The 21,759-nt window shown below is 73.4% G+C and carries 17 protein-coding genes; 7 read left to right on the plus strand and 10 right to left on the minus strand.

What is annotated here, in order from left to right:
• Window positions 1-185: 185 nt before the first annotated feature.
• The 4 genes from lexA (at window position 186) to GV155_RS15845 (ending at window position 5,713) form a co-directional block, all read left to right on the plus strand.
• Window positions 186-899 carry a transcriptional repressor LexA gene (gene lexA, locus GV155_RS15830; protein ID WP_160009508.1) on the plus strand — a complete coding sequence of 238 codons (714 nt, stop codon included), beginning with the start codon at window positions 186-188 and terminating at the stop codon, window positions 897-899.
• Between the two features lie 97 nt (window positions 900-996).
• The gene (locus GV155_RS15835) at window positions 997-2,655 is read left to right on the plus strand and encodes an MXAN_6640 family putative metalloprotease (protein WP_160009510.1); all 1,659 of its coding nucleotides are present in this window, start codon (window positions 997-999) and stop codon (window positions 2,653-2,655) included.
• A gap of 86 nt (window positions 2,656-2,741) precedes the next feature.
• Window positions 2,742-4,412 (plus strand): alkaline phosphatase D family protein, encoded by a 1,671-nt coding sequence (locus GV155_RS15840; protein ID WP_201300200.1) that lies wholly within the window; start codon window positions 2,742-2,744, stop codon window positions 4,410-4,412.
• Window positions 4,409-5,713: an alkaline phosphatase family protein gene (locus GV155_RS15845; RefSeq protein WP_160009516.1), complete on the plus strand. Its 1,305-nt coding sequence runs from the start codon at window positions 4,409-4,411 to the stop codon at window positions 5,711-5,713. Before GV155_RS15840 ends, GV155_RS15845 begins: the two co-directional genes overlap by 4 nt.
• Before the next feature lie 68 nt (window positions 5,714-5,781).
• On the opposite strand, the gene GV155_RS15850 is transcribed toward GV155_RS15845, so the two are convergent.
• The 9 genes from GV155_RS15850 to GV155_RS15890 form a co-directional block, all read right to left on the minus strand.
• The gene (locus tag GV155_RS15850; protein WP_236554360.1) at window positions 5,782-7,806 is read right to left on the minus strand and encodes an ATP-dependent DNA helicase; all 2,025 of its coding nucleotides are present in this window, start codon (window positions 7,804-7,806) and stop codon (window positions 5,782-5,784) included.
• Window positions 7,807-8,162: 356 nt separating this feature from the next.
• Window positions 8,163-9,128 carry a sugar phosphate isomerase/epimerase family protein gene (locus GV155_RS15855; RefSeq protein ID WP_160009518.1) on the minus strand — a complete coding sequence of 322 codons (966 nt, stop codon included), beginning with the start codon at window positions 9,126-9,128 and terminating at the stop codon, window positions 8,163-8,165.
• Between the two features lie 72 nt (window positions 9,129-9,200).
• On the minus strand, window positions 9,201-10,208 hold the full coding sequence (locus GV155_RS15860) for a sugar phosphate isomerase/epimerase family protein (RefSeq protein ID WP_160009520.1): 1,008 nt from the start codon (window positions 10,206-10,208) through the stop codon (window positions 9,201-9,203).
• Window positions 10,205-11,380 carry a Gfo/Idh/MocA family protein gene (locus tag GV155_RS15865; RefSeq protein WP_160009522.1) on the minus strand — a complete coding sequence of 392 codons (1,176 nt, stop codon included), beginning with the start codon at window positions 11,378-11,380 and terminating at the stop codon, window positions 10,205-10,207. The genes GV155_RS15860 and GV155_RS15865 overlap by 4 nt, the downstream gene beginning before the upstream one ends.
• Before the next feature lie 103 nt (window positions 11,381-11,483).
• Window positions 11,484-12,536 (minus strand): substrate-binding domain-containing protein, encoded by a 1,053-nt coding sequence (locus GV155_RS15870; protein ID WP_160009524.1) that lies wholly within the window; start codon window positions 12,534-12,536, stop codon window positions 11,484-11,486.
• A gap of 214 nt (window positions 12,537-12,750) precedes the next feature.
• Complete coding sequence (locus GV155_RS15875; protein WP_160009526.1) at window positions 12,751-13,833, minus strand: ABC transporter permease; 1,083 nt, start codon at window positions 13,831-13,833, stop codon at window positions 12,751-12,753.
• Complete coding sequence (locus GV155_RS15880) at window positions 13,830-15,353, minus strand: sugar ABC transporter ATP-binding protein (protein WP_160009528.1); 1,524 nt, start codon at window positions 15,351-15,353, stop codon at window positions 13,830-13,832. Before GV155_RS15880 ends, GV155_RS15875 begins: the two co-directional genes overlap by 4 nt.
• A 295-nt stretch (window positions 15,354-15,648) precedes the next feature.
• Window positions 15,649-16,881, minus strand: coding sequence for an ROK family transcriptional regulator (locus tag GV155_RS15885; protein ID WP_236554361.1), 1,233 nt, complete (start codon window positions 16,879-16,881; stop codon window positions 15,649-15,651).
• Entirely contained in the window at window positions 16,878-17,339 is a 462-nt protein-coding gene (locus GV155_RS15890; protein ID WP_160009530.1) for a VanZ family protein, read from the minus strand. Before GV155_RS15890 ends, GV155_RS15885 begins: the two co-directional genes overlap by 4 nt.
• A 62-nt stretch (window positions 17,340-17,401) precedes the next feature.
• Here GV155_RS15890 and GV155_RS15895 point away from each other — a divergent pair, with 62 nt between their 5' ends.
• Complete coding sequence (locus GV155_RS15895; protein WP_236554362.1) at window positions 17,402-18,289, plus strand: alpha/beta fold hydrolase; 888 nt, start codon at window positions 17,402-17,404, stop codon at window positions 18,287-18,289.
• 86 nt (window positions 18,290-18,375) lie between these two features.
• On the opposite strand, the gene hflX is transcribed toward GV155_RS15895, so the two are convergent.
• Window positions 18,376-19,908: a GTPase HflX gene (hflX, locus tag GV155_RS15900; protein WP_160009532.1), complete on the minus strand. Its 1,533-nt coding sequence runs from the start codon at window positions 19,906-19,908 to the stop codon at window positions 18,376-18,378.
• Between the two features lie 140 nt (window positions 19,909-20,048).
• Here hflX and GV155_RS15905 point away from each other — a divergent pair, with 140 nt between their 5' ends.
• Window positions 20,049-20,576, plus strand: coding sequence for a SigE family RNA polymerase sigma factor (locus GV155_RS15905; protein ID WP_160009534.1), 528 nt, complete (start codon window positions 20,049-20,051; stop codon window positions 20,574-20,576).
• The gene (locus GV155_RS15910; protein WP_160009536.1) at window positions 20,573-21,754 is read left to right on the plus strand and encodes a hypothetical protein; all 1,182 of its coding nucleotides are present in this window, start codon (window positions 20,573-20,575) and stop codon (window positions 21,752-21,754) included. Before GV155_RS15905 ends, GV155_RS15910 begins: the two co-directional genes overlap by 4 nt.
• The last annotated feature ends 5 nt before the right edge of the window (window positions 21,755-21,759 follow it).

Genomic DNA, 21,759 nt, shown 5'->3' on the forward strand with positions numbered 1-21,759 from the left:
GTTCGATCGAACACCTGAGCGAGAGTAGATCACCTGTTCGAACGCGCGCAAGACCCCAGCTCGATCAATTGTTCGAACCCTTGTCGGCGCCGTCCGCGACACGCGGGTTCGAACAGGTGTTTGAAGTGGGGGTGCTCGACGGTCTAGCGTCACTCCTGTCACACCGACCCCGGAGAGGTGCACGTATGCCCAAGAAGAACGTCAGCGAGCTGCCCGACGGCCCGGCGGACGCCACCGGGCTGACGCCGCGCCAGCAGCGCGTGCTCACGCACATCAAGGAGTGCCTGGAGGCGCGCGGCTACCCGCCGAGCATGCGCGAGATCGGCGAGGCCGTCGGTCTGACCAGCACCTCGAGCGTCTCCCACCAGCTGCGCGTGCTGCAGGAGAAGGGCTACCTCAAGCGCGACCCCAACCGTCCGCGCGCCCTCGAGGTCTTCCTCCCCGAGCACATGGCCTCGCGCCGCTCGCTGGGCAGCGGCGAGGAGTCCAGCGTCGACGAGACCGGCGTCGGCGACGTCGTCCCGCAGGCCACCAACGTGCCCGTGGTCGGCCGGATCGCGGCCGGTGGTCCGATCCTGGCCGAGGAGCGGATCGAGGAGATCTTCCCGCTGCCGCGCCGCATCGTCGGCGACGGCCAGCTCTTCCTGCTCGAGGTCAGCGGCGAGTCGATGATCGACGCCGCCATCTGCAACGGCGACTTCGTGGTCATCCGCCAGCAGCCGACGGCCGAGAACGGCGACATCGTGGCCGCGATGATCGACGGCGAGGCCACCGTGAAGACCTTCCAGCGCAAGGACGGGCAGGTGTGGCTGATGCCGCACAACGCCGCCTACTCCCCCATCGACGGCACCCACGCCACGATCCTGGGCAAGGTCACCGCGGTCCTGCGCAGCCTGTAGGAACACCCCCCGGGGTCGGGCGAGGGATCCCGGGGGTGTCGGGGGCGGCCCGTACGCTGCGGATGCCCGCCCACCGACCCCCTCGGGAGCTCCCCCCATGCGTCGACCTGCCACCACCGCCCTGCTCGGCGGTGTGCTGAGCGTGCTGCTCCTGGCCCCGCTCACCGCGGTGCCGGCCAGCGCCGACCCCGACGTGGGGCCGGGCGGGACTCCCGGAGCCGTCCCGGTCCTGCCCGACGTGGTCCTCGGCGAGCGCCCCCCGCTGCCCGAGGAGTCCCTGGAGGAGGTCCAGGAGCTCTTCGCCGACGGGGTCGGCGGTCCGGCCGCTGAGCCCGACGAGGCCCAGCCCGGTGCCTCGGTCACCGACGAGCGTGACGTGACCCTGGCGCTGCGCGACCTCCTGGCCGCCCGCAGCGACCTGTCGCCGCAGGACCGCGCCGCCGCCGACGGCTACCTCGCGCGACCCACGGACGAGAACGGCTCGCCGTACAGCGTGAAGTACCGCACCCGGGAGGCCGCGCCGACCTGCGGCACGACCGTGTGCGTCCACCGGGTCGACACGACCACGGACGCCGCCACGCCGCGCTTCGCCCGGCGTGTGCTCGCCTCGGTGACCGGGGTGCACGACACGTACGTCTCCGCCGGCTTCCGCGCGCCCCGGAAGGACGGCGCGGCCCGCAACGACGGCGGCAGCGGCAAGACCGACATCTACCTCGCCGACATCGGCGACAAGGGCATCTACGGCTACTGCACCAGCGACCCCGAGGGCCCGTACGACGGCGGCTCCCCCCGCTTCAGCACCTGGGCCTACTGCGTGCTCGACAACGACTACGCCCAGCGGCAGTACCCCCGCAACACGCCGCAGCAGAACCTCGACGTCACCGTGGCCCACGAGTACTTCCACGCGGTGCAGTTCGCCTACGACCTCTTCGAGGACGCCTGGCTGATGGAGGGCACCGCCACCTGGATGGAGGACGAGACCTTCGACAGCGTCGACGACAACGTCTCCTACCTGCGGAGCGGCCCCATGCGGACGCCCGGACGGGCCATGGACCTCGACAAGGGTGGCCTCGAGGTCTACGGCGCGTGGTCGTTCTGGCGGTTCCTCACCGAGCGGTACCCCGCCGACCAGGCCGGCGTCCCGACCCTGGTGCGCGATGTCTGGGAGGAGGCCGACTTCCTCGCCGACGACGAGACCTACTCCTTGCGCGCCCTGCAGCGGGTGCTGGCCGACCGGGGCACCTCGGTCCGCGCGGAGTTCGCCGACTACGTCGCGGCGAACCGCTTCCCCGCGCAGCGCTACGAGGAGGGCGCGGCCAACGGCTACCCCCGCGCCCGCCTGGCCGACGATCGGGCGCTGACCCGCACGAAGCCGCGCTACTCCACGACCCGTCGGCTCGAGCACCTCTCCGCGGCCACCGTGCGCCTCGAGCACGGAGCCGGTCTCAAGCAGGCGAGGTGGAGCCTGAAGCTGAAGGCCGACCTGCCGACGACGAAGCGAGGCTCCGAGCTGCGGGTCACGGTCGTCGCACCGGGCGGCACCGCGACGACTAGGACCGTCACGCTGGACAAGGATGGCGACGCGTCGCTGCGGCGCCCGTTCTCCTCGAGGAAGGTCGAGGCCGTCGAGGTGCACCTGGTCAACGCCAGCACGCGGATGCGCAACTGCTTCAGCCTCGGGGCGGTCTCCTGCCAGGGCTTCGCCCAGGACGACAACCTGCCCTTCAAGCTGACGGCCGCCGTCCGGTCCCGCTGACGCACCTGCGTGGCCGGTCGGTGAACAGTTGTCGCCGATCCTCGCCATGCAGTGACCCCGGGGCCGGGGTGCCGTTGGATCAGGCTGTGACCACCCCGACCCGCCGTACCGTCCTGAGGACCGGCGCCGCCGGTGCCCTCGGCACCGCCGCCCTCGCTCCCGGCGTCCTGTCCCCGGGAGCCGTCGCCGCCCCCGGCGCCCGCGCCGACCGGCGCACCTTCGCCCACGGCGTCGCCTCGGGCGACCCGCTCCCCCGACGCGTCGTCATCTGGACCCGCGTCACCCCGACGCCGGCCTCGACCCCCGGGTCCGGGAAGGGCCCCCAGGTGACCGTGCGGTGGGAGGTCGCCCGCGACGCCGCGTTCACCCGCGTCGTGCGCCGCGGCAACGCCGTCACCGGCCCGTCGCGCGACCACACGGTCAAGGTCGACGTCGACGGCCTCGACGCCGACCGCTGGTACCACTACCGCTTCGTCCTCGACGGCCGCCGCAGCCCCGTCGGGCGGCTGCGCACCGCCCCGCGGGCGCGGGCCGCCGTACGTCGCCTGCGCCTCGGCGTGGTGTCCTGCGCCAACTGGCAGGCCGGGATGTTCGCGGCCTACCGCGGGATCGCGGCGCGCGACGACCTCGACGCGGTGCTCTGCCTGGGCGACTACCTCTACGAGTACGCCCCCGGCGAGTACGGCTACGGCAACGGCAACGTCGACGTGCGTCCCCACGACCCGGCGCGCGAGATGGTCTCGCTGGAGGACTACCGCCGCCGGCACGCGCAGTACAAGACCGACCCGGACCTCCAGGCCGCGCACGCGCGCTACCCCTGGATCGTCACCTGGGACGACCACGAGACCACCAACGACGCCTGGCGCAACGGCGCCGAGAACCACCAGCCCGACACCGAGGGCGACTTCAAGGCCCGCCGCGCCCGCGCGCACCGGGCCTACGACGAGTGGATGCCGGTGCGGATGGACGGCACCGCGCGCCTCGGCGACGGCACCCGGCTCTACCGCCGCCTGACCTGGGGCAAGCTCGCCGAGATCAGCATGCTCGACCTGCGCACCTACCGCTCGGAGCAGAGCTCGGACCCGCAGGCCATCTCCGACCCGGCCCGCACCATCACCGGCAAGCGCCAGCTGGCCTGGCTGCTCGACTCGCTGGGCCGCCGCGCCTCGCAGTGGAAGGTCGTCGGCAACCCGGTGATGATCGCGCCGGTCACGCTCGGCGCCCTGCCCACGGCCAAGGCGCAGGCCGTCACCGAGGTCACCGGTCTGGCGCCCGACGAGGGCGTCCCGATCAACGTCGACCAGTGGGACGGCTACACCGCCGACCGCCGCCAGGTCTTCGACCACCTGCGCGACCTCAACATCGACGACGCCCTCTTCGTCACCGGTGACATCCACTCCGCGTGGGCCGCCGAGCTGCCCTTCGAGAAGGGGACCTACCCGCTCTCGGGCACCGTCGGCGTCGAGTTCGTGTGCTCCTCGGTCACCTCCAACAACCTCGACGACATCACCGGCGGCCCCGAGGGCTCCAGCGCCGCCGTGGAGGCGACCATCAAGGGCGCCAACCCGCACATCAAGTACCTCGACTTCGACCGGCACGGCTTCTCGGTCCTCGACATCACCCCAGTCCGGGCGCAGATGGACTGGTTCGTGCTCGGCGACCGGCGCGAGGCCGACACCACGATCACCCACTCGGCCTCCTGGCTGACCCGGGCCAGCAGCGGCACGGTCGAGCAGGCCGAGGGGCCGGCCCGATGACCGCCGGGCACGTCGACCAGCGGGTCGCGGGGCTCGCCGAGGCGCGGGCGGGACGCCGTACCCTCCTCGGCGCCGCCGGCGGGGCCGGCGTGCTGTTCTCCACCGCCCTCGGCGCCGGTACGGCGGGCGCCGCGGTCCCGGCCGCGCGGACCCGCAAGCGCGCCTACGTGGTCGTGATCGACGGGTGCCTGCCCGAGGAGATCGACAGCGGGCTCACGCCGAACCTGCAGCGGCTGCGCGACGAGGGGCTGCGCCACCCGCGCGCCGCGTCGTTGCCGGTGATGGAGACCATCCCGAACCACACGATGATGATGAGCGGGATGCGGCCCGACCGCACCGGTGTGCCCGCGAACTCCGTGTTCGACCGCGAGCTGGGCGAGGTCCGCACCCTGGACCGGCCCAGCGACCTGCGCGCCCCGACCCTGCTCGAGCGGCTGGACCGGCGCGGGCTGCGCACCGGCACCGTGCTGAGCAAGGAGTACCTCTACGGGATCTTCGGCACCCGCGCGACCTACCGGTGGGAGCCGGCGCCGATCGTGCCGGTCGCGGAGTACGCGCCCGACGAGTTCACGATGACCGCCGCGCGCGAGATGGTCACCGCGCACGACCCGCACCTGATGTTCGTGAACCTCGGCGACATCGACCGGTTCGGGCACTCCGACCTCAGCGGCCCCGGCGGCCTCGAGCTGCTGCGGCGGACCGCGCTGGCGAACACCGACCGCCTGGTCGGCGGGTTCGTCGACCTGCTCCGGGAGGAGGGGCACTGGGAGCACGCGATCATGGTCGTGCTGGCCGACCACTCGATGGACTTCTCCTTCCCCGACCGCGTCATCAGCCTCACTGCGCCGCTGGAGGCCGACCCGATGCTGGCCGGGCAGGTCGCGATCGCCGACAACGGCGGCGCCGACCTCCTGTACTGGCTCGGCCCGGCGCGGCGCCGCGACGAGGCGGTCCGGCGGATGCGCGCGATCGCCGAGGAGACCGACGGCGTGCTCGAGGCGCTCGACCGGAGGAAGGCCTCGCTGCGGCTCGGCCCGGAGGCCGGCGACGTCGTCGTCCACTGCCGCGACGGCTGGCGCTTCTCCGACCCGGACCCGGTCACCAGCAACCCGATCCCGGGCAACCACGGGCACCCGGCGACCCGGCCGATCCCGTTCTTCATCAGCGGCGGGCACCCGTCCGTACCCCGGCGGACCGCACGGCCCGGCCTCGCGACGACCGCCGACGTGGCACCGACGGTCGGACAGTTCTTCGGGCTGCCGGCCCCGCGCGGCGGGTACGACGGGCGCAGCCGGCTGTAGGCGCCGCAACCGTCACCTCGACGCGCCGCGAGCGTCATCTCGGCTGTCCGCGAGCGTCATCTCGGCGGTCAGGTGGGGGTGCTGGCCGTGGCGGAGAGGCGCTTCAGGGCCTGGCGGACCAGGGCGGGGTCGGTGGTGGGCCACATCGGCGGGAGGCTGGCCTTGAGGAACGAGCCGTAGCGAGCGGTGGCCAGGCGGGGGTCGAGGACCGCGACCACGCCCCGGTCCTCGCCGCTGCGGATCAGCCGGCCGGCGCCCTGCGCCAGCAGCAGCGCGGCGTGGGTGGCCGCGACCTGCATGAACCCGTTGCCGCCGGCCTTGTCGGCCGCCTTCTGCCGCGCGCTCATCAGGGGGTCGTCGGGGCGCGGGAACGGGATCCGGTCGATGATCACCAGCTGGCAGGTGTCGCCGGGGACGTCGAGGCCCTGCCAGAGGCTGAGCGTGCCGAACAGGCAGGTGTGCGGGTCCTCGACGAACTGCTTGGCCAGCTCCGGCAGCTGCGCGTCGCCCTGGGCCAGCGTGGTCAGGTGCGGCAGCCGCTCCCGGATCGCCTCCGCGGCGGCCTCGGCCGCGCGCCGGCTGGAGAAGAGCCCGAGCGTACGGCCCTCGGCGGCGTCGACCAGCCCGGCGATCTCGTCGAGCTGGGCCGGCCCGAGGCCGTCGCGGCCCGGGGGCGGCAGGTGCCGGGCGACGTACATGATCCCCTGCCGGCCGTAGTCGAACGGCGAGCCGACGTCGAGGCCCACCCAGGGCAGCACGTCCTCGGTGCGCTCGGCGCCGGCGCCCGGCTCGGTGCGCTCGCCCGGCTTGAGGCCGAGGCTGCCGGCGACCGGGCCGAAGTCGCCGCCCAGCATCAGGGTGGCCGAGGTGAGCACGACGGACTTGTCGGCCAGCAGCTTGTCGCGCATCGGGCCCCACACCTGCAGCGGGGCGACGCACAGCCGCGGCGGGACCCGCTCGGTGCCCTCGTTCATCCACAGCACGTCGGCCTGCGAGGCCGCGGCCATCCGCTCGGCGGTGTCGAAGACGTCCTGGACCATGCCCCGCGACTGCTGGAGGCCGGGGTCGGCCTCCTCGCCACCGCCCCCGCCGGCGGGCTTCTGCTTGGGGTAGGCCGACAGGCAGGTCCGGGCGGTGTCCCGGACCCGCGCCAGCGCCTCGGCGAGCTGGTCGGGCAGCGTCTCGAACCGGCCCGGGGAGGCGGCCTGCATCGCGTCGCGCAGGTCGGCGGCGGCCTCGTCCAGGCTGTCGGCCTCCTCGCCGTCGACGTGGCGCTGGCTGCGACGCGCGGCCCGCTCGACGTCCATCGGGGTCAGCTCGTCGGTCGCGGCCTGGGTCACCCGGGCCACGAGCTCGTGGGCCTCGTCGACGACCACGGCGTCGTACTCCGGGATCATCGGCACGCCCTCGATGGCGTCGATCGCCAGCAGCGAGTGGTTGGTGACGATCAGGTGGGAGGCGTGCGCGCGCTCCTTGGCGACCTCGGCGAAGCACTCCTCGCCGAAGGGGCAGCGGGCGGCGCCGAGGCAGTCGCGGTGGCTGACCGAGACCTGGCGCCACTCCTTCTCGGTGTGGCGCGGGGCGTTGTCGCGCTCGCCCGTGCCGCTGTGCTCGGCCTCCTTCTCGGCCCAGCTGCGCAGCTCGAGGACCTTGCCGGCCATCGAGCCCTGGGGCACGTCGACCAGCGCGCCCTGGTCGTCGGGCACGCCCTCGCGGATGCGGTGCAGGCAGGCGTAGTTCGAGCGGCCCTTGAGGACCGCGAACGACGCGTCGACGCCGCGCATGCCCTTGACCGCCTCGACCAGGCGGGGCAGGTCCCGCTCGACGAGCTGGTGCTGGAGCGCCAGGGTCGCGGTGGCGACCACGACGCGGCGCCGGTGCAGCAGCGCCGGCACCAGGTAGGCCAGCGACTTCCCGGTGCCGGTGCCGGCCTGGACGAGCAGGTGGTGCTCGTCCTCCATCGCCTCCGCCACGGCCTCGGCCATCTGGACCTGGCCGGTGCGCTCGACGCCGCCGAGGGCCTCGACCGCGGCGTGCAGGACCGTGCGTACGGCTCCCGGCGTGGACGGGGCGGCGCTGGTCGGGTCGGGCACCGCAGAACCCTAGCCGCGCGCGGGCGTACGCCGCGGGGCCGGGCGGGAGGCCTGTGGACAGGCCGCGCCCGGACCTGCGTCGGCTGACCGCGGGACGTCATACCTGCGACCGCCCAGCCCCGGCACGGGTCGTATGACGTCCCGGGCCCCGCCCTGGCCGCTCCCGGCGGGCCGAGGACCCACAATGCCGCGGGTCGGTGTCAATAGTTCGCACCGATCCGCGGCAATGTGACGTGGAGCGTTGGAATCGAGCATCCGGCGGCGGCTGACCGCGGCACGTCATACCTGCGACCGCCTAGCCCCGGCACGGGTCGTATGACGTCCCGGGCCCCGCCCGGACCGCGAGTCGTCGAGCCTCAGTAGCGGAGGTGCTCCAGGTAGAGGTGCCCCACCGCGGCGCTGGTCAGCGGCGAGACGTCCGGGGTGTCGTTCTCGACGATGTACTGCTCCGCACGGTGCTTGCTGAAGATCCGCTCGAAGTCCACGACGCCGGCGCCGAGGTCGCACATGTCGCCGGTGGCCGCGTCGCGGTCCTTGACGTGGAACTGGCGGACCTCCTGCGGCGCCGCTCGGAGCGTGTCGATGACGAACTTGTCCGGGTCGGCCTGGTTCGTGTTCACGCCGCCGGTGTAGGCCCAGTAGAGGTCCGCCTCGAGGTGCACCAGCTTCGGGTCCAGCCGCTCGGTCAGGACCTGCCACGGCGTGACCCCGCCGCCGAGGTCGATCGTGAACTCGTGGGCGTGGTTGTGGTAGCCGTAGCGCAGCCCGTACCGCTTGGCGATGCGCGCCTCGGCGTTCATCGCGTCGGCCCACCCCTGCCACTCCTCCAGCGAGTCGGAGTTGAGGTAGGGCACGTTGACGTAGGACTGCCCGAGCAGGGCGGCGTTCTCCATCTTGGTACGCGCGGCTGCGCGGTCGGCGCTGATCCCGTCGTGGCTCGAGGTGGCCGTCAGGCCACGCTCGTCGAGCAGCGTCTTCATCTCGGCCGCGGTACGGCCGTAGTAGCCGGCCAGCTCGACCTGCTTGTAGCCGTACTGGGCGAGGCGGTCCAGGACCGTCTCGAGGCCGGGCTCCCCCGAGACCGCGGCCCGCAGCGTGTACATCTGCAGGCTGATCGCGCGGTGCGGCACGCGCCGCTGGCCCTTGCCGGGCTTGGGCTTGCCGGGCGCTGCGGGCGCTGCCGTGGCGGCGCCCGTGCCGACGCTCGCGACCGCGAGGCCGGCGGCGCCGACCGCGGCACCGCGGAACAGCGCGCGGCGGCTGGCGCCCTTGGCGGCCAACGAGTCGTCGAGCGCCTTGTCTCCGTCGAATCCGAAACACATGTGCTGGTCCTCTCCGAGATGGTGCCGAGATGGTGCCTGGGTGGTGCTGTGGGTCGGTGGGTCAGTCGCGGGTCAGTCGCGGGTGGCGAAGGCCGCGTCGAAGGCGGCGTCGGGGGCGTCGAAGGCCAGGCGGCGGACGAACTCGAGCGCCTCGGGGGCACCGATCAGCCGGTCCATCCCGGCGTCCTCCCACTCGATCGAGATCGGGCCGTCGTAACCGATGGCGTTGAGCATCCGGAAGCACTGCTCCCAGGGCACGTCGCCGTGGCCGGTCGAGACGAAGTCCCAGCCGCGCCGCGGGTCGGCCCACGGCAGGTGGGAGCCGAGCCGGCCGTTGCGGCCGTTGCCGGTCTGGCGCTTCGCGTCCTTGCAGTCCACGTGGTAGATCCGGTCGCGGAAGTCCCACAGGAAGCCGACCGGGTCGAGGTCCTGCCACACGAAGTGGCTGGGGTCCCAGTTCAGCCCGAACGCCTCGCGGTGCCCGATCGCCTCCATCGCCGCGACCGTGGTCCAGTAGTCGTAGGCGATCTCGGAGGGGTGCACCTCGTGGGCGAACCGCACGCCGCACTCGTCGAAGACGTCGAGGATCGGGTTCCAGCGGTCGGCGAAGTCGGTGTAGCCCGCGGCGACCATCTCGGCCGAGGCCGGCGGGAACATCGCGACGTACTTCCAGATCGAGGACCCGGTGAAGCCGATGACGGTGTCCACGCCGAGGCGCTGGGCCGTGCGCGCGGTCAGCTTCATCTCCTCGGCCGCCCGCTGGCGTACGCCCTCGGGGTCGCCGTCGCCCCAGACCTGCGCCGGCAGGATCGCCTGGTGCCGGGCGTCGATCGGGTCGTCGCAGACGGCCTGGCCCTTGAGGTGGTTGGAGATGGCGTGCACGGCGAGGCCGTGCTTCTCGAGCAGGTCGAGCTTGCCCTTGACGTAGCCGTCGTCCTCGGCGGCGCGCCACGGGTCGAGGTGGTCGCCCCAGCAGGCGATCTCGAGGCCGTCGTAGCCCCAGCCGGAGGCCAGCTCGCAGACCTTCTCGAAGGGGAGGTCGGCCCACTGGCCGGTGAAGAGAGTGATCGGTCGGGTCACGGGTGGATCTCCTGCCAGGTACGGGTGTCGGAGCTGGTCTCCACGGCGTCGAGCACGCGCTGGACCTGGAGCCCGTCGCGGAAGCCGGGTGCCGGGTCGGTGCCGGTGGCGACGGCGTGCACCAGGTCGACGACCTGGTGGGTGAAGCCGTGCTCGTAGCCGAGGCCGTGGCCGGGCGGCCACCAGGCGGCGACGTACGGGTGCTCGGCCTCGGTGGCCAGGATCCGACGGAAGCCGGCGGTCTCGGCGGGCTCGGTGGCGTCGTAGTACTCCAGGACGTTCATGTCCTCGAAGTCGAAGGCCAGGCTGCCGCGGGAGCCGTTGACCTCGATCCGGATCGCGTTCTTGCGGCCGGTGGCGAAGCGGGTGGCCTCGAAGACGCCCAGCGCGCCGCCGCCGAACCGGGCGATGAAGACGGCCGCGTCGTCGACGGTGACCGCGCCCCGCTCGGTGCTGGCGGTGGCGCTGAGGCCGGACTGCTCGGTGGCCAGCGGCCGCTCCTTGACGAAGGTCTCCAGGCGGGCGGAGACCTCCTGGACCCGGTCGCCGGTGATGTACTGCGTGAGGTCGACGATGTGCGCGCCGATGTCGCCGAGCGCGCCGGACCCGGCCCGGTCCTTCTGCAGCCGCCACGACAGCGGCGCCTCGGGGTCGACCAGCCAGTCCTGGAGGTACTGCGCCCGGACGTGGCGCACCTCGCCGATCCGGCCCTGCTCGACCAGCCGGCGGGCCAGCGCGACGGCCGGCACCCGCCGGTAGGTGAAGCCGACCATGGCGCGGACGCCGTGCTCGGCCGCCTCGTCGGCGGCGGCGACCATCGCCTCGGCCTCAGCCACGGAGTTGGCCAGCGGCTTCTCGCAGAGCACGTGCTTGCCGGCCCGCAGCGCGGCGATCGCGATCTCGGCGTGGGTGTCGCCCGGCGTGCAGACGTCGACCAGGTCGACGTCGTCGCGCTCGAGGGTCCGCTCCCAGCTGGTCTCGGTCGCGGCCCAGCCGAGCCGGGCGGCGGCGGCCGTCGTACGCCCCTCGTCGCGGCCGCAGAGCACGGCGGTGACGGGGTCGAGGGGCAGGTCGAAGAACCGGGGCGCGGTGTGCCAGGCCTGGGAGTGCGCGGCCCCCATGAAGGAGTGGCCGATCATCGCCACCCCGAGGCGGGGCGTGGGGCTGGTCATGGGTGGTGCTCCCTTCGAGCGGGTCCGGGCAGGACCCGGTGGGCGGCCCGCCCCACCTGCAGAGGAGGTGGTGGGGCGGGCGCGCCGGTCTGGGTGGGTCGGCTCAGGACTCGAAGGCGGTGTCGATGAACTGGTCGACGTTGTCGGCGGTCACGACGGGGGCGTAGAGCTGCACCTCGCGGGGCACCTCGACCTCGACCAGGTCGCCCATGGCCTTCTGCTGGACCAGCAGGCGGGCCATCATGATGCCGTCGGCGCCCTGGGTGGAGGGGTAGACGACGGTCGCCTTCAGGACGCTGTCGTCGGCCTGGATGGAACGCATCGCGTTGGCCGAGCCGGCGCCGCCGACCATCATGAACTCGTCGCGACCGGCGTTCTCGAACGCGGCCAGGACGCCGACGCCCTGGTCGTCGTCGTGGTTCCACACGGCGTCGATCTGCGGCGCGGCCTGGAGCAGGTTGGAGGCGGCGCGCTCGCCGCCCTCGACGGTGAAGTCGGCCGCGACGCGGTTGTCGACGTCGAGGCCGCACTCACCGAGCGCGTCCTCGAAGCCCTGGCTGCGGTCCTGGGTCAGCGGCAGCGAGTCGATGCCGGCGATCTCGGCGACCACCGCGTCCGGGTTGTCGCCCAGCTCGGAGCAGATGTAGGAGCCGGCCGAGACGCCCATGCCGTAGTTGTCGCCGAGGACGGTGACGCGGGCGGCGTTCGGGTCCTCGAACTCGCGGTCGACGTTGATGACCGGGATGCCGGCCTCCATCGCCTGCAGCGCGACCGGGGTCATCGCGGCACCGTCGAAGGGCAGCAGCACGATCGCGTCGACACCGTCGTTGATGAAGGTCTCCACCTGGCTGATCTGGAGGTTGACGTCGTTGGTGCCCTCGGCGACGCGCAGGTCGACGTCCTCGTAGGCGTCGGCGGCCTCCCGGGCCGACTCGGTGATCGAGGCCATCCAGCCGTGGTCGGCGGCGGGGGCGGAGAAGCCGATGACGACGGTGTCGCCGGCCTCGTCGTTCGAGCCCTGCTCGGCCTCGGACGTGCCGCCGGCCTGGGTGCCGCCGTCGTCGGCGGCGGTGTTGCCGGTGCAGGCGGCGAGGGAGAGCACGGCGACGCCGGCGACGAGGCCGGTGCCGAGCTTGTGGGCGGACCGCAGGGACATGAGGTGCTCCTTGGAGAGGTGGGGCGACGGGGCGGTGCGGGAGTGGTGCGGGGCGGTGCGGGGATCGGTGGTCGAGGAGGGAGCGCCAGCGACCGTCACGAGACGGTGGTCGAGGAGGGAGCGCCAGCGACCGTCGAGACGGTGGTCGAGGAGGGAGCGCCAGCGACCGTCGAGACGGTGGTCGAGGAGGGAGCGCCAGCGACCGTCACGAGACCTACGGACTCTTGCTGCGCGCGGCGAAGCGCTGCTGGAGCAGCACGGCGGCGACGATGATGGCCCCCTTGAGCAGCGCCTGCTCGGAGGTCGAGCGGTTGTTGAGCGTGAAGACGTTCGTCAGCGTGGTGAAGATCAGCACGCCGATGACGGTGCCGACGATGGTGCCGCGACCACCGGCGAGCAGGGTGCCGCCGATGACGACCGCGGCGATCACGTCGAGCTCGATCAGCGTGCCGTGGGTGGAGGTCCCGGTGGTGGTGCGAGAGATGATCATCAGCGCGGCGACGCCGCAGAGCAGGCCGAGCTGCACGTAGAGCAGCACGGTGTGGCGCTGGACGTTGATCCCGGCCAGCCGGGCGGCCTCGGGGTTGCCCCCGACGGCGAGGGTGCGGCGCCCGAAGGTGGTCCGGTTGAAGACGACCCAGCCGATGGCGGCGACCAGGGCGAACATGATCACGATGACCGGGACGCCCACGACCTCGGCGCCGAAGAAGTCGGTGAACCCGGGCACGTCGACGATCTGGGTGCGGCGCTGGGAGATGATCTCGGCCAGTCCGCGGGCGCTGGCCAGCATCGCCAGGGTGGCGATGAACGGCACGACCTTGCCGTACGAGACGAGCAGCCCGTTGATCAACCCGCAGGCAGCGCCGACGGCCAGGGCCGCGCCCACCATCACGATCCAGTGCGTGTCGCGGGCCATCGCCTGCGTGGCCAACGTGGTGCACCACACCGAGGACAGCGCCATCACCGCGCCGACCGACAGGTCGATGCCGCCGCCGGTGATCACGAAGGTCATCCCGATGCTGATCACCCCGGTCACCGCGGCGAGCCGCAGGATGGTGAGCAGGTTGGCGGTCGAGCCGAACCGCTCGCCGGTGGTGACCAGGCCGACCACGCACAGGATCACCAGGGCCAGGACGAGACCGAGGTTGCGCACCAGCCCGGACCCGGACAGCCCGCCGAGGCGTCCGCGCGCGGGGCGCTCGCCCCCGGCCGTACCGGTGGTGGGGTCGGTCGGCGAGACGGGCACGGCGGTGGCCGGCAGGCCGCGGCCCGGGCTCACCTCGGTGTCGTCGCTCATGCGGGTGCTCCTTCCATGACGAGGTCCAGGACCCTCGACTCGTCGATCTCGTCGGCAGCGGACTCGTGGACCACGGCGCCTTCTCGGACCACCAGCACCCGGTCGGCGAGCCCGAGCACCTCCTCGACCTCGCTGGACACGACGACCACGGCCACGCCGGAGTCGGCGAGGCGGCGGACGAGGGCGTAGATCTCGCTGCGGGCGCCGACGTCGACGCCGCGGGTGGGCTCGTCGAGCAGCAGCACCCGGCACTCGCGCAGCAGCCAGCGGGCCAGGACGACCTTCTGCTGGTTGCCCCCGGACAGGGTGCGTACGGCGCGGTCGACGCCGGCCGGGCGGACGTCGAGGGAGGTGGTGAGCTCGGTGGCCGTACGGCGCTCGGCCCGCTCGTCGAGGAAGCCGACCCGCGCGAAGCGGTCCATCACCGACACGGTGATGTTGCGGTAGACCGCCTGGTCGAGCAGCAGGCCCTGGCTCTTGCGCTCCTCGGGGCACAGCCCGACACCGGCCTTGACGGCGGCGGGCACGGAACCGCGGCGCAGCTTCTTCCCGTCGACGGTGACCGTGCCGGCCGAGGCGCGGCGGGCGCCGTACAGGGTCTCGATGATCTCGGAGCGCCCGGCGCCGACCAGGCCGGCCAGCCCGACGATCTCGCCGGCGTGGACGGTGAGGTCGACGTCGGAGAACACCCCGGCCAGGGCGAGGCCGCGCACCTCGAGCACCGGCTCGGTCCGCGTGCGCCGCGTGGCGGTGCGGGGCGGGAAGACGTACTCGATGGAGCGGCCGGTCATCAGCTTGATCAGGTCCGCGGTCGGGGTGGTGGCGGCGTCGAGGCCGGTGGCCACGGTCGCGCCGTCCTTGAGCACGGTGATCCGGTCGCCGATCTCGCGGATCTCCTCGAGGCGGTGGGAGATGTAGACGACCGCGACGCCCTCGGCGGTGAGGCTGCGGATGACCCGGAACAGGTTGGCGACGCCGTCCTGGTCGAGGACCGCGGACGGCTCGTCGAGGATCAGCATCCGGGTGTCGTGCGAGAGCGCGCGGGCCATGGAGACGATCTGCTGCTCCGCGGGCGACAGCGTGCCGACCGCGCGGGTCGGCGAGACGTGGGCGTGGCCGAGGCGGGTGAGCAGCTCGCGGGTGGTCCGGTGCGCGCGCTGGCGCTGCGAGAACCCGCCGCGGCTCAGCTCGTGGCCGAGGAAGATGTTCTCGGCGACGCTGAGGTCGGCGACGAGGTCGAGCTCCTGGTAGATCGTGGAGATGCCGTGCTTCATCGCCACGGCCGGCGTGCTGAGCGTGGTCTCGGTGCCGTCGATGGCGATCGTGCCGGCGTCGGGCCGGTAGGAGGCCGACAGCACCTTGATCAGCGTCGACTTCCCGGCGCCGTTCTGGCCGAGCAGGCAGTGCACCTCGCCGGCGCGGACGTCGAGGTCGACGCCGTCGAGCGCGCGGACGCCGGGGAACTCCTTGACGATGCCGCTCATCTGCAGCAGCGGTGCGCCGTGGGGAGTCGCGGCCATCGGTGTGCTCCTACGTCTGTGACGGGCGTCACCAAAGGGGTGACGTCGCTCAAACTAGGGGTGTGGTGCGGCGGAAGGCAAGCACCTCGCGCGCTTCTTTTGAAATTGTTCGGATGAGTAACGCAGGTTGGTGGACAAAGTCTCAGGCGGGACCGGTCCGGGAATCCCCGCTCGAGCGGGGATTCCCCGGGTTGTTGTCCCTTGCAAGGCGCGCGAACCCGGGGAACCCCCGCCTGAGCGGGGATTCCTGGGGCCGGTGTGGCGCATGGGGCGGGCCCGCCGCGCCCCCCGCCGGTCAGCCCGCGGCGTACACCGAGCTGCTGATCAGGCGCGCGGCGCCGACCACGCCGCCCTCGTCGCCCAGCTCGCTGAGCACGATCGGCAGGTTGCCGGTGGCCAGGGGCAGCGAGCGGCGGTAGGTGACGCTGCGGATCTCGGCGAGCAGGGAGTGCCCGACGCCGGTCAGCCCTCCCCCGATCACGATCAGGCCGGGGTTGACGAAGGAGACCAGGCTGGCCAGCACCTGCCCGACGCGCCGGCCGCTCTCGCGGACCAGCTCCAGGGCGACCGCGTCGCCGTGGGTGGCGGCCTGGCCGACGTCGGCGGCGGTCAGCACCCCGCGCTCGGCGAGCAGCGCCGCCAGGCCGGGAGATCGCCCGGCCCGGGCGGCCACGGTGGCGTCGCGGGCGATCGCCGCGCCGCCGGCGAAGGACTCCAGGCAGCCGGTGTTGCCGCAGGCGCAGGTCGGGCCGGACTCCTCGACGCGGATGTGGCCGATGTCGCCGGCGCAGCCGTCGACCCCGCGGTAGACCCGACCGTCGACGACGAGCCCGCAGCCGATGCCCGTACCGATCTTGACGAACAGGAAGTCCTTCGAGCTGCGGGCGACCCCGGCGTGCAGCTCGCCGGCGGCGAGCACGTTCACGTCGTTGTCGAGCAGCGCCGGGCAGCCCAGCGCGCGGCTGACGACGTCGCGCACCGGGTAGCCGTCCCAGCCGGGCATGATCGGCGGCGACACCGAGACGCCGCGGTCGAAGTCGACCGGTCCGGGCACCCCGATCCCGGCCCCGACCGGGCGGTCGACGCCGATCTCGGCCAGCAGCTCCCGGGCCAGCGCGACCGCGCTCTCCAGCACGCCCTCCGGCCCCTCGCGGACGTCGGTGGGGCAGGAGCGCTGGGCGCGGACGGCCAGCCGGCCGTCGGTCAGCCCGACCGTCATCCCGGTGGCGCCGATCGAGATGCCGACGAAGACGAGGTCGGGGTGCAGGTCGACGATCGTCGAGCGGCGCCCGCCGCGGGAGGCAGCGGGCCCCACCTCGTGGACCAGCCCGAGGTCGCCGAGCCGGCCGACCTCGACGGCCACCGTGGTCCGCGAGACCTTGAGGGCGTCGGCGAGCTGGGTGCGCGAGAGCGGGCCGTCGTCGCGCAGGATGGTCAGCAGCCGCGCCTGGATCGCGCTCTCCGCGCGCCCGGTCAGCGGGTGCCGCGGCCGCCCCTCGTCCTGCCGGTCCTGCCCGTCCTCGGTCACGGGCGCGATCCTCGCACGGGGGCCTCGCGCCGGCGCCGCGCCCGGCGTACGGCCGCCGGGGCCGTCAGCACCACCCCGACCACGACGCCGATCACCGTCCCCGCGGTGTTGGTCAGCAGGTCACGCGGGTCGGGCACCCGGCCGGGGATGGAGCGCTGCGCGGTCTCGATCGCCACCGTCATCGCGATCCCGAGCCCGAAGGCCACCCACCAGAACCGGGTCCCGACCAGCAGCAGGAAGAACAGGCCCACCGGCACGAACAGCGCCACGTTGGCCAGCGCCTCGGCGCGGTCGTAGGTCAGCCAGGACAGCTCGTCGTAGCGCTGCAGCCGGTCGACCACCCGCAGCACCAGGCCCCACTCGTCGCGCTGCGCGAGGTCGGGGGTCAGCGTCAGCCAGGCCACGAAGCCGAGGTAGGCGAAGGTGACCAGGGACAGGAAGGGGTGGCGGTGGAACACTCGCCCATCCTGCCGCCCGCCGGTGCTTGCGGCGGCCCGGGCCGCGGAGGAGCATCCCCGGGGTGACCGCGACCACCCGCCTGCTCGCCCTGCCCGACGGCCGCGACCTCGAGGTCCTCGAGGACGGCGACCCGGACGGCCGGGTGCTGGTGGTCCACGGCGGCCAGCCGTCGGCGGCCGTACGCTCCCCGCTCCTCGACGACGCCGCCCGCGACGCCGGGCTGCGGATGCTGACGACGTCGAGGCCGGGGTACGGCGCCTCGTCGCCGCGCCCGGGCACCTACCGCGTCCGCGACGACGTGGACGACGTGGCCGCGCTGCTCGACGACGTCGGGGCCACCGAGTTCGTGACCCTGGGCTGGTCCGGCGGAGGTCCCCGGGCGCTGGCCTGCGCCGCCCTGCTGCCCGAGCGCTGCCGGGCCGCGACGTCGCTGGCCGGGGTCGCGCCGCACGACGCCGCCGGGCTCGACTGGTCGGCCGGGATGGCGCCGGAGAACGTGGCGGAGTTCGGTGCCGCCGAGCAGGGGCGCGAGGCGTACGAGGCGTACCTCGTCGCCGAGCTCCTGCCGGTGCTGCGGACCGGAACCGACGAGCTCGCCGCCGCCCTCGGCGGGCTGGTCCCGCCGGTCGACCGGCAGGCGATGGCCGACGGGCTGGCGCCCTGGGTGGCCGAGACGTTCCACCGGGCCGGCGCACAGGGCGTGCGCGGGGTCCGCGACGACGGCCTCGCGATCGTCTCGCCGTGGGGCTTCGACCCGGGCCGGATCACGGTGCCGACCGCGGTCTGGCAGGGCACCGAGGACGCGATGGTCCCGCTCGCCCGCGGCCGCTGGCTGGCCGCGCACGTGCCCGGCACCACCGCCCACCTGCTCGACGGCGAGGGTCACCTCAGCATCGTGACCCGGTTCGCGGAGATGCTGGCCGAGCTGAAGGACCTGGCCGGCTGGTGAGGCGCCAGCCGGGATAGTCCCTGACGAAATCGCTGCGAATCGGCAGGATCCACGACGATCTCGTCAGGGACTATCTCCCGCGGCGGCTATCCCGCGGTGGTGACGGCGTACTCCGCCAGCTCGCCGGCCAGCCCGCCGTGCGCCCGCCCGCGCAGCAGGGTGCCGTCGGCGGTGTGCTCGAGCTCGTCGATCTCGCCGTTCTGGTGGATCTTGTTGAGCAGGTCGCCGCGCTCGTACGGCAGCAGGACCTCGAACGGCTCGGTCGGGTGCGGCAGCTCGGCCTCGACGGCCGCGCGGACGGCGTCGATGCCCTCGCCGGTGTGGGCGCTGACGACGACGGCGTGCGGCTCGCGCTGCAGCAGCCGGGCCAGGACCATCGGGTCGGCCAGGTCGGCCTTGTTGATGACGACCAGCTCGGGCACCTTGTCGGCGTCGATCTCGGCGAACACCTCGCGGACCGCGGTGAGCTGGCCCTCGGGGTCGGGGTGCGATCCGTCGACGACGTGGAGCACGAGGTCGGCGTCGGCGACCTCCTCGAGCGTCGAGCGGAACGCCTCCACGAGCTGGTGCGGCAGGTGGCGCACGAAGCCGACCGTGTCGCTCATCGTGTAGACGCGACCGTCGGTCGTGGTCGTCTTGCGGGTGGTCGGGTCCAGCGTCGCGAACAGGGCGTCCTCGACCAGGACGCCTGCGTCGGTGAGCCGGTTCAGCAGCGACGACTTGCCGGCGTTGGTGTAGCCGGCGATCACCACGGCCGGCACCTGCCGGTCGCTGCGCTGGGAGCGCTTGGTGTCGCGGGTCCCCCGCATGTCGGCGAGCTCGCGGCGCAGCTTGGCGATCTTGGTGTTGATCCGGCGCCGGTCGGTCTCGATCTTGGTCTCACCGGGACCACGGCTGCCGATCCCCGCACCGGCGGCGACCCGTCCACCGGCCTGGCGGGACAGGTTGCCACCCCAGCCGCGCAGGCGCTGCTTCATGTAGCTCAGCTGCGCCAGCTCGACCTGGGCCTTGCCCTCACGGCTCTTGGCGTGCTGGCTGAAGATGTCGAGGATCAGCGCCGTCCGGTCGACGACCTTGACCTTGAGCTTGTCCTCCAGGTTGCGCAGCTGGCTCGGCGCCAGGTCCCCGTCGCACACCACGGTGTCCGCGCCGGTGGCCAGCACGATCTCGGCCAGGCCCTCGACCTTGCCGCGCCCGATGTAGGTCGCGGGGTCCGGGTTCTGCCGGCGCTGGTAGATCGCCTCGAGCACCTCGGAGCCGGCCGTCTCGGCCAGCAGCGCGAGCTCGGCCATCGAGTTCTCGGCGTCCTCGACGCGACCGCCGGTCCACACCCCGACCAGCACGACGCGCTCCAGACGCAGCTGGCGGTACTCGACCTCGGAGATGTCCTCGAGCTCGGTGCGCAGGCTCGCCACACGGCGCAGCTCGTGGCGCTCGACCAGGTCGAGGTCCCCGGTGGAGTAGCCCGGCCTGCTCCGGTCCGCCTTCGGGATGGCGGTCTTGGCTTCGGTGCCGTCGGTGTCGTCGGCGTAGCCCGACTCGAAGTCGCCGTCCTGGTCGTCCCAGGTGGTGGTGGCGTCGAGCTCGGCGTCGAGGGTGAAGTCGTGAGCGTGGGTCATATACCTCCAGGTTAGTTCTCACAGAGCGCCGGGACCAGCGGGTTTACTCCCGCGCGGCTTCAACCCCCGGCGGCCCCCGTGCGTTCGGATGGGTGTGAGCACGCAGCGGACGACCCGGACCCCGGAGGCGGTGGTGAGCCGTGAAGGAGCAGGGACGTGAGTCCTTCGAGCAGTGGGCCCGCACCCGCCAGCAGGCGCTGGTGCGCACGGCGTACCTCGTGACCGGCGACTTCCACCGCGCCGAGGACCTGGTCCAGGAGGCCCTGGTCACCGTCGCGACGCGCTGGGACGTGCTGCGCGACGGCAACCCGGACGCCTGGGTCCGCACGGTCGTCTACCGCGGCAACGTCTCGTGGTGGCGCAAGCACCGCCGCGAGGTGACGCGAGCGGAGACCCCGGAGCGCCCGGAGCGCCCGGGCGGGGCCGGTACGCCGGACGGCCAGGCCGCGGCCCTGGTCCGCGGCGGGCTCGCCGACGCGCTCCTGCTGCTGACGCAGAAGCAGCGTGCGGTGCTGATGCTGCGCTTCGCCGAGGACCTCTCGGTGGCCGAGGCCGCCGACGTCCTCGGCGTGAGCACCGGGACCGTCAAGAAGCAGACCTCGGTCGCGCTGGCGCGGCTGCGCGAGGTCGCCCCCGAGCTGCGCGACCTGCTGGAGGAGGTTCGATGAACGAGCGACTGGACCTGGCCGCCCTGCGCGACGGGGTCGACCTGCCGCCGACGCAGGTCGCGGAGGGTGCGTGGGAGCGCGGTCGACGACGCGTACGCCGCCGCCGGGCCGCCGCCGCGGTCGGCGTGGCCGCCCTCGTGGCGGCCGTGGCGGTGGTGCCGACGCTGGTCGGGCCGTCGGTCACCGGGATGCTGCAGCCTGCCGAGGCGCCCACCGGGCTGCCCGACCCCACCCGCACCGTCACCTCGGACGTCGCGGTGCAGGACCTGCTGGGGCCCCTGATCGGTCGCGAGACCAGGCCCCGGGCCGGCGACGACGTCGTGGACGTCGGGTCCGCGCCGCAGGTGCCGCTCGCCGACGCCCCTCTGCCCTTCGCGCGCTGGGCGGTCGCCACCGAGACCGGCGCCCTGGTGCTGGGACCGGACGGCACCTTCCGCAGCGTCGACGTCCCGGGCGGCGAGGCCGCCACCGACGTCCTGCAGGCGACCTCGTTCAACCCCGACGCGACGAGGCTCGTGCTGGGCATGTCCGACGGCGTGGTGGTCGCCGACCTCACCCGGGGCACCACCGTGACCGTGCCGCTCTCCCCGGGCGGGAAGGTCGACGAGGCGGTCGTGATCGAGGGCTGGGCCGGAGACGAGGTGCTCGTCTCGAACGGCGACCGCGGCAGCGTCCTGGTCGAGGCCGTCACCGGCCGGGTCCGGGAGACCACCTACCCCGCCGGCCCCGGGTTCACCGGAAACGGCACGCCCTTCGTCTGGTCCGGCACGGAGGCCGTGGTGGGCGACGCCCGCGTGCGGACCGCGGTGGACCGCGACCCCACGGACCCGCTGCTGATCGACGGCGACCGGGCCCTGCTCGCCACGGGGCTGACCCTGGACGAGGCCGACCTCGGTACCGGCGGCCCCCTGGGCGACTCCGACCTCCCCTACGTCCCCTCGGTCGTCGTGGTCGACCTGCCGACCGGGGACCCCGTGGCCAGGCTGGTCCGTGACCCCTCCGGCCCGGTGCTGCTCGAGGCCCTGGCGCTCGACGGTGGATCCGCCGTCATCCGGGTCGAGAGCGTCCGGGCGGAGGTCGTGGTGCTCGACTGGTCCTGGGAGACCGACGAGGTCACTCACGTCGCCGCGATCGACCCGCCCGACGGGTCGGGCTTCGTCGCCTGGGGACGTGGCTGACCGGC

Origin of the sequence: Nocardioides sp. AX2bis (assembly GCF_902506435.1) — a bacterium.
GTDB lineage: Bacteria > Actinomycetota > Actinomycetes > Propionibacteriales > Nocardioidaceae > Nocardioides.